We start from the raw sequence: 11,242 nt of genomic DNA, 5'->3' as shown, positions 1-11,242 counted from the left end.
CCTTCGGCACGCTGATTGACCTGGTCTGACACGTGTCACACCATGACAACCGGCCAGTGCTTACTGGCTGGTAAGCAGGGCTGTCCTCAGTGTGGAGGTCTCAGTGTCCCGTCGTGTGCCCAGATCCCCAGGGCCTGTCCTGGCCCGACTCGCCCTAGTCCTCGGCGCCACGCTCACCGCACCCCTCACCCTCACCCTCACCGCGCCGACCGCCACCGCGGCCGGCCAGTACACCGTCACGGCACTGAAGTTCACCGTCCAGGCAGGCGGCCGCACCTGCACCGTGGACGCCGACCTGTACCGCCCGGCGGGCGTCGACCGCGCCCACCCGGCTCCCGCCGTCCTCGCCACCAACGGCTTCGGCGGCAGCAAGTCCGACGGCTCGACCGACGCCGTAGGCAAGGCCTTCGCCCAGCGCGGCTATGTCTCCCTCGTCTACTCCGGGCTCGGCTTCGGCAGGTCCGGCTGTCTGATCTCGCTTGACGACCCCACCATCGACGGCGTCGCCGCTTCACGGCTGATCGACTTCCTGGGCGGCGGCCCTGCCGCCGACGACGGCACCAAGGCCGACTTCGTCACCCTCGACGCCCCCGGCGACCCGCGTGTCGGCATGGCGGGCGGCTCCTACGGCGGCGCCATCCAGCTGGCCACCGCGGCCGTCGACCAGCGCGTCGACGCGCTGGTACCGATGATCACCTGGAACGACCTCGCCTACTCCCTCGACCCGAACAACGCCGTCGGCAGCGGCAGCGTGCCCGGCGCCTTCAAGTGGCAGTGGGCCAACGGCTTCTACCTCATCGGCGAGGGCCAGCCCCTGCTGGAGCCGAACCTCGACCCGTCCCGCATCAACTCCCTCGCCTGCCTGCACTTCGTCACCAAGGCCTGCGACACGATCCGCACCCTCAACTCCGGCCGCTATCCCGCGAAGCGGACGGCCGAACTGCTCGACTACGCGCACAGCGTGTCCCCGGTGTCGTACCTGAAGCGTGTCAAAGCACCGACGCTCCTCGTCCAGGGCCAGGCCGACAGCCTCTTCAACCTCAACGAGGCGACGGCGACGTACAAGACGCTCAAGGCCCAGGGAACGCCGGCGAAGATGATCTGGCAGTCCTGGGGTCACAGCGGCGGCCTCACCGACCCGGCCACCGGCGAACTCAACCTGGCCCAGGGCAACTTGGAGACCAGCTACGTCGGCCGCCGTATCCTCGCCTGGTTCGACCGGTACCTGTGGAAGCGGAACGTCGACACCGGGCCGGCCTTCGCCTACTACCGTGACTGGATCGCCGACCCCGACGGCACCTACGCGACCGCCGACCGCGTCCCCGGGCTCACCAGGACGCTCTACCTCTCCGGCGACGGCAAACTCGTCGACGATCGCGGGAAGGTGGCGCGCGGCAGCCGTACCTACACCAACTGGCTCATCCCGACGAGCCATTCGGAGAGCTCGCTGGCCGGGGTCATCGGCCTCCCGGACCCCGCGCCCCACGACACCAAGGGCACCTACCTCGGCTGGACCAGCGAGCCGCTCGCACGTACCACCGACGTGGTGGGGGCGGCCCGGGCCACACTGAAGGTCGTCTCCCCGACGGCCGAGCGGACCCAGCACTCCGGGGACGCCGCCGACAAGCTCGTGCTCTTCGCCAAGCTGTACGACGTCGCGCCCGACGGCACCCAGACCCTCGTGCACCGGCTGGTCGCACCGGTGCGGGTGCCGGACGTCACACGGAGTTTCACCGTGACCCTGCCGGGGATCGTCCACCGGTACGACAAGGGGCACCGGCTGCGGTTCGTGGTCGCGGCGAGTGACGACGCGTACTTCGGGAACCGGGGGATCAAGCCGGTGACCGTGGTCAGCGCGCCCGAGGACACGGGGGTGCTGCGGCTGCCGGTGATCGGCTGAGAGGCCGGGAGGGTGCTCACCGTGCGTGATCGTGTGTTCGGGAGCATCCTTGTCATGTGACCGCGAAGACGTCGCACAGCGGGAGGAAGGCCGGCGGGTACCGGGGCAGTCTGGGCGAGTGGCTGACCCCTGCCAGGACCACCGTGCTGGTGCTCGTCGTCCTCTCCCTGATCTTCATCTTCGAGAACACCCGCACCACCGAGATCCGGCTGCTCGTCCCCGAGGTGACGATGCCGCTGTGGCTGGCACTGCTCGGCATGGGCGTCATCGGTGCCCTCTGTGGAGCGCTCTTCATGAGTCGGCGCCGCTAGGGAGCCGTAGGCTGGCGCAATGCCGCACCCCGCGTCCCGCTACCTCGCCGAAGGCCCCCGCGTGGGCATACGTCACTTCACCTACGAGGACGGCGCCGAGTTCGCGGCGCGTGCCCGGGAGAGCAAGGAACTGCACCACCCTTGGCTGTTCCCGCCGGACAGCGCCGGGGCGTACGCCGCCTACGCGGGGCGGCTGATCGAGGACCCGAGCAAGGCGGGGTTCCTGGTCTGCGCGAAGGACGACGGCGGCGGCATCGCCGGGTTCATCAACATCAACAACATCGTCGAGGGCGCCTTTCAGAGCGGCGCCCTCGGCTACGGCGCCTTCGCCCATGCGGCCGGGCGCGGCCTGATGCGTGAGGGCCTCGACCTGGTGATCGGCCATGCCTTCGGCCCGATGCGGCTGCACCGCCTCGAGATCAACGTCCAGCCCGGCAACACCGCCTCGATCGCCCTCGCCCGAGCCTGCGGCTTCCGACTGGAGGGCTTCTCGCCGGCCATGCTCTTCATCGACGGGGCCTGGCGGGACCACGAGCGATGGGCCATCACCGCCGAGATGCGGACTTCCGGTTGATCTTCATCGTGTCGAGGTCGGTGACCGTCGACCGCAGATCGCGGAAGCCGTAGCCCAGCACCCGCAGCGCGTTCTCGGCCCGGTCCTCCGCGATCGCGCCGGCCATCTCCTCGCCGTCCGCCGCGTCCGAGACCACCACATAGCGCATCGAGAAGTGCTTGAGCGGGGAGGACTCGTAGGAGAGCGACCCCTCCTCGGTGAACCGCATGCTGGTCATGCCGTGTTCGGGCGCCTTGGTGAGCAGTCGCGACCGCGCCTCGTCGGTGAGCCCGTCCCAGGTGCCCCGGATGATCACCCGGTAGGTGTGCTGCTCGCTCATGCTCCCGCTCCCTCGAATTGGCGTTGAGGGCCGACTCTACGTCGGCGAGGATGGCCCGCATGCGGAATTTCGTCGTGCTCGACGCCCCCTCCAACCTGGGCCTGCGCCCACCCGCCCCCGGCACCGTGCCCGGCTGCTACAAGCTCGCCGGTGCCCTGCGTGAGCAGCGGATCGTCCAGCGGTTGCGGGCGCTGGAGGGCGGTGTCGTGGTGCCGCCGCGGTACGACCGGGGGGAGTGGCGGGAGGGCGACGGCGTCTTCAACGCGGCCGCCATCGCCTCCTACACGCGCAAACTCGCCGGCCGTATCGAGGCCCACGTGCGCGCCGGGGACTTCCCGGTCGTGCTGGGCGGCGACTGCTCCATCAACCTCGGCGCCGCCCTCGCCCTGCGCCGCATCGGCCGGTACGGACTGGCCGTCGTGGACGCCTCGCCCGACTTCCGGCACCCGGGCAACTCCGAGGGGGTCGGCGCGGCGGGCGGCGAGGAGGTCGCCCTGGCAACCGGGCGCGGGCAGCAGGACCTGACGAACCTGGAGGGCCTGAAGCCCTATCTGCGGGACGAGGACGTGCGGTACTTCGGGATCCGTGACTGTTTCGAGGAGGAGCGGGCCGAACTCGCCGACCTGAAGATTCCCGTGGTGACCGTCGGGGACGTGCGGGAATGGGGAGCTGACGCACTCGCATCCGTCACCCGGCAGGCCTTCGAGATCCCGCAACTGGACGGCTACTGGGTGCACCTGGACGCCGACGTCCTCGACCCGTCCGTCATGCCCGCGGTCGACAGCCCGGACCCGGAGGGACTCACACCGGACGAACTCGTCGCGCTGCTGCGTCCATTGCTCGCGTCCGGGCACTGCGTCGGGCTCAACGTCACGATCTACGACCCCGATCTGGACCCGGAGGGCACGGCGGGGGCGCTGCTCACCGACATCGTGGTGTCGGCCCTCGGTCAGGCCTGACGGTCCGCGTACTCGTAGATCGTCCCGTCCGGATGCATCGCGATCAGATTGCGGCCCACCGGCGTCGGCACCGGACCCGCGATGATGTGCGCACCCAGCTCGCTGAGCACCTGGTGGGTCTCCTCGACGTCCTTGACGGCGATCGTCGCCGCGACCTTGCGCAGCACCTCCAGCTCCGCCTCCGGGCCGCTCATCAGCAGGAAGCAGCCGACGGCGGCGACCTGGACGCCGCCGCGTTCGAAGCGGAGGGCTGTACCGCCGGAGAGTCGTTCGTAGAAGGGGACTGCGGTCTCCAGGTCGTCGACGCAGACGCGCAGCGTGGCTCCCAGAATGTCCATGCGGAGAGCCTAGTTGGACGCGGCGGGGTAGGGAGATCGTTTCACGCGATCCCCTCACTCCCCGTTACGTGTACCCCTGTACGGGTACTCGGCGGCCATGGAGCGCTTGGATCATCTTGAGCATCTGGACAAGCAGCTGGTCGACGAGCTGGCGCAGGTGGCGCGCGAGACCGTGCGCGACGAACTGCGCGAGCAGACGCGCAGGCAGCGCCGCCGGGCCATGCTGTACGCCGGGTCGGGCGCCGTCGCCCTGTACGCGGGCGCGGCTCTCGCGCTCGCCCTGGGGCTGGGCCTGGCGGCCGGGCTGCCGGACTGGGCGGCCGCGCTGATCACCGCGGTGATTCTGGGCGCGGTGGCGTTCGCGCTGCGGAGCGCGGCACGTCCGTCGACGTCCGGTCCGACGCCGGAGCGTCAGGCCGAGGCCGCCGCCGCCCATGGACGCACTGTCGGCGGTACGGCACCGGCCGCCCCGCCGGGCGGGCTCGGTCTGCCGTACCCGCCGATGCCGCCCGGCCCGCCCGGGACGGGAGCGACAGGCGCGGCGGCACCGGGCACGCCCGAGGCGCAGCCGCCGCACCCGGACGACATCGACCCCGAGCAGCCGCACCATCGAGCGTGACGCCGCCGGTCGGACGTAGAGCCGATGCACGCCGCCCGTCGCAGGCGTTGACGGGCGGCGGTCACGTGGTATTCGACGGCGTTCACGCCACCCGGTAGTCACGCCACCCGGTAGCCCTGCACCTCCTCGGCCCGCAGCGTCAGCCCGTGGCCGATGCCCTGCGTCGGGGTCACCGTGCCGCCCGTCGGGTCCAGGGCCCCGTCGAAGAACATGTCCTCCAGGCGGACGTGGTCGTGGAACCACTCGATGTGCCGGAGGTTCGGGATCGCGGCGGACACGGCGGCGTGGGCGTGCGGGGCGCAGTGGGCCGAGACGTCCAGACCGTGCGCCTGGGCGAGGGCGGCGGCGCGCAGGAACTCCGTCAGGCCGCCGCAGCGCGTGGCGTCTATCTGGAGGCAGTCGACCGCGCCCGCGGCGATCATGCGGGCGAAGCAGGGGAGGTCGTAGCCGTACTCGCCGGCCGCGACGTCGCACGGCAGGGCGTCCCGGACCAGGCGCAGGCCGGTGAGGTCGTCCGAGGACACCGGCTCCTCGAACCAGCCGACGCCGTACTCGGCGAGGGCCCGGCCGACGCGGACCGCCTGCTTGCGGGTGTAGGCGCCGTTGGCGTCCACGTACAACTCGGCCGCGGGGCCGATCACTTGGCGGGCCGCTCGCACACGGGCCATGTCGCGCAGGACCGCACGGCCCCGGTCCTCGCCGATCTTGATCTTCACCCGCGGGATGTGCTGACCGTGCACCCAGCCGTTCAACTGCGCCTCCAGGTGGGTGTCGTGGTACGTCGTGAAACCGCCGCTGCCGTACACGGGGACGTGTTCGCGGCAGGCACCCAGCAGCCGGGCCAGGGGCAGTTCCAGGAGGCGTGCCTTGAGATCCCACAGGGCGATGTCGAGCGCCGAGATCGCGCACGCGGCGATGCCCGGCCGGCCGGCGTTGCGCACGGCGCGGGACATCGCGTCGTGCGCGGCGGGAATGTCCAGGGCGTTGCGCTTCTCCACGAGGGGCGCGAGGTGGTCGCGCAGAAAGTCGCCGATCGCCGCCGGGCCGTACGTCCAGCCCGTGCCGGTCGCGTCGCCCGCCGTCACCTCGGCGATCACCACGGTGGTGGAGCTCCAGGCCAGCGTGCCGTCGGCCTCCGGGGCGTCCGTGGGCACCGTGTAGACGGAGACGGCGGGGAGATGGAGTTTCATCGCGCGGGCCTCCGGGACTGCCGCGTCGGCGGGGGCGGGTCGCCGTTCCGGGTACCCGGAGGTCCGGCCGGAAACCCGGGACGGGCCGGTTGACGGGCGAGGAAACCGGGGGCGGCCCGGATGGACGTTTGGCGCTGCCCGCCAGGGGGACGCGGAAGTCTCCCGAGGTACGCGACAGCGAGTGAGCCGGAGGGCCGCGCCGGTGTCGGGAGCTCGTTCGTGCTCAGCCCTTCGGGGTCCGCGCGTTCGGATTCGCGACACCGGCTGAGGACGCCCGTAGGCGCACGAGCCAACCAAGAGGCCGGAGGCCAACCGTGAGTCGACCCCGCATCGTGATCGTCGGCGCCGGATTCGCCGGGTACCGCGCGGCCCGCACCCTGTCCCGGCTCACCCGGCACCGGGCCGACATCACCCTGCTGAACCCGACCGACTACTTCCTGTATCTGCCCCTGCTGCCCCAGGTCGCCGCCGGCATCCTCGAACCGCGCCGGGTGACCGTGTCGCTCTCCGGCACCCTGCCCGACGTACGGCTCGTGCTGGGCGAGGCCGACTCCATCGACCTCGACGGGCACACCGTGCACTACACCGGGCCCGAGGGCGACGGGGGGACCCTGCCCTTCGACCGGCTGATCCTCGCCGCGGGCAGCGTCAACAAACTGTTGCCCATCCCGGGCGTCGCCGAGCACGCGCACGGCTTCCGGGGCCTGCCCGAGGCGCTGTATCTGCGTGACCATGTGACCCGGCAGATGGAACTGGCGGCCTCCGCCGACGACCCCGAGAACTGCTCGGCGCGATGCACCTTCGTCGTGGTCGGCGCCGGATACACAGGCACCGAGGTCGCCGCGCAGGGCAAGCTCTTCACCGACTCCCAGGTGCGCAAACACCCCTTGCGGGCCGGAATGCGGCCGCGCTGGCTGCTGCTCGACATCGCCGAACGCGTCCTGCCCGAGCTGGACGAGCGGCTGTCGCGCACCGCCGACCGGGTGTTGCGGCAGCGGGGCGTTGAGGTGCGGATGGGCACGTCCGTGAAGGAGGCGACGCACCGAGGGGTCGTGCTGACCGACGGCGAGTTCGTCGACACCCGCACGCTGGTGTGGTGCGTCGGCGTACGGCCCGATCCGCTCGCCGAGTCCCTGGGGCTGCCGCTGGAGCGGGGCCGCCTCCTCGTCGACCCGTACCTCCAAGTGCCGGGCCGGTCCGAGCTGTTCGCCGCCGGGGACGGGGCCGCCGTGCCCGACCTGGAGAAGCCCGGCCAGTACACGCCCATGACGGCGCAGCACGCCTGGCGACAGGGCAAGGCCGTGGCCCGCAACGTCGCCGCGTCCCTGGGCATCGGCGAGCGGCGCCCCTACCGCCACCGCGACATGGGCTTCGTCGTGGACCTGGGCGGCGTCAAGGCGGCCGCCAACCCGCTCGGCGTCCCGCTGTCCGGTGTGGCCGCGGGCGCGGTCACCCGCGGCTACCACCTCGCCGCGATGCCCGGCAACCGCATCCGCGTCGCCGCCGACTGGCTCCTGGACGCGGTACTGCCGCGCCAGGCCGTGCAGTTGGGGCTCGTACGGTCGTGGTCGGTGCCACTGGACACCGCGTCGCCGGAGCTGGCCCGGGTGCCGGGTGGGCCGGAGAAAGGGGCGGTGACGTCGGGGGAGAGGCCGCGGGAGCGGGGTCCGGAAAAGGGAGCGGAGAGGCGGTCGCAGGCTGGCGCGGGGGGATCCACCGAGCCGTCAGGGACCGAGGAGACCGACAGAAGCCGGCCGGTCGGTGAGACTGCGCGAAACCAGCCGGGTGAGCCCGCGAGGAACCAGCCGTATGGCGAGCCCGCGAAGAACCAAGCCGGTGGTCGGCCCGCCAAGGGCACGGGATCGGGCACCGGGGACCACCCTGACGCCACGGAGGCCCAGGACAGCAAGCGCTTCGGTGCTCCCGCTTCCGTCCGGCGCGTCGGCGCTGTCAAGGGTGGCGGGTCATCAGGCCGGCGTGGCGGCCCGTCCCGCTCGGGCGGGCGTACCGATACCGGTACGTCCAGGGGCGCCGAACCGCCCGACCCCGTTCAGGACCCCGACGCCGCCCGGCATCCCGAGCCCCCCGGTCCCGTGACGCGCTCCGATCTGCGAGCCGCCCAGGAGCCGCCCGCCGACGCCCCCGCGGTCCACAAGCCGCACCCCGAAGACCCCGCCGCGCACCAGCCGCGCTCCACCACCCCCGGACGCCACTCCCGCCACCCCTCGGAAGGAGCCTCATGAACACCGCCGAACTCGTCGAGCTCGCCCAGCAGTTGAGGGTGGACAGTGTGCGGGCCTCCGCCGCCGCGGGGTCGGGGCATCCGACGTCGTCGATGTCAGCCGCCGATCTGACGGCCGTACTCCTCGCCAACCACCTGCGCTACGACTTCGACCGGCCCGCCCACCCCGGCAACGACCGCTTCATCCTCTCCAAGGGACACGCCTCGCCGCTGCTGTACGCCGCCTACAAGGCGGTCGGCGCCATCGAGGACGGTGAGCTGCTCACCTTCCGCAAGCTCGGCAGCCGGCTCGAAGGGCACCCCACACCGCGCCAGGTGCCATGGGTGGAGACCGCGACCGGTTCGCTCGGGCAGGGACTGCCGATCGGGGTGGGGATCGCGCTGGCCGGGAAGCGGCTCGATCGGGCCGGGTACCGGGTGTGGGTGCTGTGCGGGGACAGCGAGCTCGCGGAAGGGTCCGTGTGGGAGGCCGCCGAGCACGCGGCGTACGAGCATCTGGACAACCTCACCGCGATCGTCGACGTGAACCGGCTGGGCCAGCGCGGTCCGACCCGGCACGGCCATGACCTCGACGCCTACGCCCGCCGCTTCCAGGCCTTCGGCTGGCACACCGTCGAGGTGGACGGGCACGACGTGGACGCCGTCGACCGGGCGTACGGGGAGGCCAGGTCCACCGTCGGTCAGCCCACCGTGATCCTCGCCCGCACCCTCAAGGGCAAGGGCGTCGAAGCGGTCCAGGACCGGGAGGGACTGCACGGCAAGCCACTGCCGGACGCCGAAGAGGCCGTCGCCGAACTCGGCGGGCAGCGTGACCTGCGCATCCACGTCCACGAGCCGCCCGCCGCCCGCGTGCTGCACGCCGTGCAGACCGGACAGCTCGAACTGCCCCGCTGGGAGAAGGGGGAGGAGGTCGCCACGCGCAACGCCTACGGCGAAGCCCTCGCCGCTCTCGGCACCGCTCGCGGTGACGTCGTCGCCCTCGACGGCGAGGTCGGCGACTCGACCCGCGCGGAGTTCTTCGCCAAGGCACACCCGGACCGCTACTTCGAGTGCTACATCGCCGAGCAGCAGATGGTCGCTGCCGCGGTGGGGCTCGCGACGCGCGGTTGGATGCCGTACGCCGCCACCTTCGCGGCCTTCCTCACCCGCGCCCACGATTTCGTGCGCATGGCCTCGGTCAGCGGTGCCGACATCAACCTGGTCGGCTCGCACGCCGGCGTCGCGATCGGGCAGGACGGGCCGAGCCAGATGGGCCTGGAGGACCTGGCGATGATGCGGGCCGTGCACGGCTCGACGGTGCTGTACCCGTGCGACGCCAACCAGACCGCCCAGCTCGTCGCCGCCATGGCCGATCTGCGCGGCATCCGCTATCTGCGCACCTCACGTGGCGCCGACCCGGTCATCTACGGCCCCGACGAGGAGTTCCCCGTCGGCGGCAGCAAGGTGCTGCGCGCCAGTGACCGGGACCGGCTGACCGTCGTCGCGGCCGGCGTCACCGTGCACGAGGCGCTCGCCGCCGCCGACGCGCTGGACCGCGACGGCATCCAGGTGAGGGTCATCGATCTGTACTCCGTCAAACCCGTCGACCGGTCCACCCTGCGCCGGGCCGCCGAGGACACCGGCTGTCTGCTCACCGTGGAGGACCATCACGAGGAGGGCGGCATCGGCGACGCCGTCGTCGACGCGTTCCTCGACGGGCGCCCGGTGCCGCGCCTGGTGCGCCTGTCCGTCCGCCGGATGCCGGGCTCCGCCTCCCCGGACCAGCAGCTGCACACCGCGGGCATCGACGCCGTGTCCATCGCCGCCGCGGGGAAGCTGCTGGTGGAGGAGGCAGTCGTACGGTGACCGACGACGACACGAAGAAGGTGCGGGCGGGACGCCGTACCGTCGAGGTCAAACGCGCCGACAAGGTGCTCTTTCCCGGAGACGGGGGCGCGAAGGAGTACACCAAGGGCGACCTCGTCGACTACTACCGTTCCGTCGCCGCCTTCATGCTGCCGCATCTGCGCGGCCGCCCGCTGATGCTGGAGCGGTACCCGGACGGTCTCGACGGTCCCCGGTTCATGCAGAAGAACACCCCGGACCACTACCCGGAGTGGATCACCCGCTTCGAGGTGCCCAAGGAGGACGGCACCGTCTGCCACACCGTGTGCGAGGACACCGCCACCCTCGTCTTCCTCACCGACCAGGCCTGCCTCACCTTGCACCGCTGGCTCTCCCGCACCAACGGCATCGAGCGCCCCGACCGGCTGGTCTTCGACCTCGACCCGGCCGAGGACTCCTTCGCGCAGGTCAGGGAGGCGGCCGAGCTGCTCGGCGAGCTGCTCGACGAACTGAGGCTGCCCTCGGCCCCGATGACCACCGGCTCGCGCGGGCTGCACATCGTCGTACCACTGGACGGGCGCCACGACTTCGACGAAGTACGCGAGTTCGCCAAGGACGTCGCCGGGGTGCTCGAGTCCGCACACCCGGACCGGTTCACCACGGCCGCCCGCAAAAAGGACCGCGGCGACCGTCTCTACCTCGACGTGCAGCGCAACGCCTACGCCCAGACCGCCGTCGTGCCCTACACCGTCCGCGCCCGGCCCGGCGCCCCCGTCGCCACGCCGCTGACCTGGGCCGAACTGGACGACCCGGGGCTGGACGCCCGCCGCTGGAGCATCGCCGACGCCGCGGAGCAGGCCCGCGCCAACCCGTGGGCCGGGTTGCTGGACCGGGGCCGCGCCCTGGGCCCGGCCAGGCGCAGGCTCGACGCACTGCGCCGCTGAAGAAACCGAGCCGCGGGTTTGA

The 11,242-nt window shown here is 71.9% G+C and carries 11 protein-coding genes; 8 read left to right on the top strand and 3 right to left on the bottom strand.

What is annotated here, in order from left to right; genetic code table 11:
* Positions 1–115: 115 nt before the first annotated feature.
* Genes IF78_RS0100680 through IF78_RS0100670 form a run of 3 tightly spaced genes read left to right on the top strand, consistent with a single transcriptional unit; the run spans position 116 to position 2,785 of the window.
* Positions 116–1,900, top strand: a complete 1,785-nt coding sequence (locus IF78_RS0100680) for a CocE/NonD family hydrolase (RefSeq protein WP_425314586.1) — start codon at positions 116–118, stop codon at positions 1,898–1,900.
* A 56-nt stretch (positions 1,901–1,956) separates the two neighbouring features.
* Positions 1,957–2,211, top strand: a complete 255-nt coding sequence (locus IF78_RS0100675; RefSeq protein ID WP_031475775.1) for a LapA family protein — start codon at positions 1,957–1,959, stop codon at positions 2,209–2,211.
* A gap of 19 nt (positions 2,212–2,230) precedes the next feature.
* Positions 2,231–2,785 carry a GNAT family N-acetyltransferase gene (locus IF78_RS0100670; RefSeq protein ID WP_031475777.1) on the top strand — a complete coding sequence of 185 codons (555 nt, stop codon included), beginning with the start codon at positions 2,231–2,233 and terminating at the stop codon, positions 2,783–2,785.
* On the opposite strand, the gene IF78_RS0100665 is transcribed toward IF78_RS0100670, so the two are convergent.
* Positions 2,757–3,104, bottom strand: coding sequence for a DUF6204 family protein (locus IF78_RS0100665; RefSeq protein WP_031475779.1), 348 nt, complete (start codon positions 3,102–3,104; stop codon positions 2,757–2,759). The two genes, IF78_RS0100670 and IF78_RS0100665, sit on opposite strands and share 29 nt — an antisense overlap.
* A 59-nt stretch (positions 3,105–3,163) precedes the next feature.
* On the opposite strand from IF78_RS0100665, the gene IF78_RS0100660 reads away from it, so the two are divergent.
* Entirely contained in the window at positions 3,164–4,063 is a 900-nt protein-coding gene (locus IF78_RS0100660; protein WP_031497939.1) for an arginase family protein, read from the top strand.
* Here IF78_RS0100660 and IF78_RS0100655 read toward each other — a convergent pair.
* Entirely contained in the window at positions 4,054–4,401 is a 348-nt protein-coding gene (locus IF78_RS0100655) for a VOC family protein (RefSeq protein ID WP_031475783.1), read from the bottom strand. The genes IF78_RS0100660 and IF78_RS0100655 overlap by 10 nt on opposite strands.
* Positions 4,402–4,498: 97 nt before the next feature.
* Between IF78_RS0100655 and IF78_RS0100650 the strand changes: the two genes are divergently transcribed.
* Entirely contained in the window at positions 4,499–5,020 is a 522-nt protein-coding gene (locus IF78_RS0100650) for a phage holin family protein (protein WP_031475785.1), read from the top strand.
* Positions 5,021–5,118: 98 nt separating this feature from the next.
* On the opposite strand, the gene IF78_RS0100645 is transcribed toward IF78_RS0100650, so the two are convergent.
* Complete coding sequence (locus IF78_RS0100645) at positions 5,119–6,210, bottom strand: enolase C-terminal domain-like protein (protein WP_031475787.1); 1,092 nt, start codon at positions 6,208–6,210, stop codon at positions 5,119–5,121.
* Between the two features lie 314 nt (positions 6,211–6,524).
* Between IF78_RS0100645 and IF78_RS0100640 the strand changes: the two genes are divergently transcribed.
* From IF78_RS0100640 to ligD, 3 genes are read left to right on the top strand one after another with little or no spacing between them, the layout of a single operon-like run.
* Complete coding sequence (locus IF78_RS0100640) at positions 6,525–8,453, top strand: FAD-dependent oxidoreductase (protein ID WP_078662258.1); 1,929 nt, start codon at positions 6,525–6,527, stop codon at positions 8,451–8,453.
* Positions 8,450–10,297 carry a transketolase gene (locus IF78_RS0100635; RefSeq protein WP_031475791.1) on the top strand — a complete coding sequence of 616 codons (1,848 nt, stop codon included), beginning with the start codon at positions 8,450–8,452 and terminating at the stop codon, positions 10,295–10,297. Before IF78_RS0100640 ends, IF78_RS0100635 begins: the two co-directional genes overlap by 4 nt.
* Positions 10,294–11,220, top strand: coding sequence for a non-homologous end-joining DNA ligase (ligD, locus tag IF78_RS0100630; protein WP_031475793.1), 927 nt, complete (start codon positions 10,294–10,296; stop codon positions 11,218–11,220). The genes IF78_RS0100635 and ligD overlap by 4 nt, the downstream gene beginning before the upstream one ends.
* The last annotated feature ends 22 nt before the right edge of the window (positions 11,221–11,242 follow it).

Source organism: Streptomyces bicolor, from assembly GCF_000719285.1.
Lineage (GTDB): Bacteria > Actinomycetota > Actinomycetes > Streptomycetales > Streptomycetaceae > Streptomyces > Streptomyces bicolor.
The sequence above is the reverse complement of the archived record's forward strand: the minus strand, read 5'-3'. Positions and strand labels throughout refer to the sequence as shown.

Bases quoted from the DNA above. Each gene is read 5' to 3' on its own strand.
- IF78_RS0100660 (WP_031497939.1), top strand. From the start codon at position 3,164: ATGCGGAATTTCGTCGTGCTCGACGCCCCCTCCAACCTGGGCCTGCGC.
- IF78_RS0100650 (WP_031475785.1), top strand. From the start codon at position 4,499: ATGGAGCGCTTGGATCATCTTGAGCATCTGGACAAGCAGCTGGTCGAC.
- IF78_RS0100635 (WP_031475791.1), top strand. From the start codon at position 8,450: ATGAACACCGCCGAACTCGTCGAGCTCGCCCAGCAGTTGAGGGTGGAC.
- IF78_RS0100645 (WP_031475787.1), bottom strand. From the start codon at position 6,210: ATGAAACTCCATCTCCCCGCCGTCTCCGTCTACACGGTGCCCACGGAC.
- IF78_RS0100665 (WP_031475779.1), bottom strand. From the start codon at position 3,104: ATGAGCGAGCAGCACACCTACCGGGTGATCATCCGGGGCACCTGGGAC.
- IF78_RS0100670 (WP_031475777.1), top strand. From the start codon at position 2,231: ATGCCGCACCCCGCGTCCCGCTACCTCGCCGAAGGCCCCCGCGTGGGC.
- IF78_RS0100655 (WP_031475783.1), bottom strand. From the start codon at position 4,401: ATGGACATTCTGGGAGCCACGCTGCGCGTCTGCGTCGACGACCTGGAG.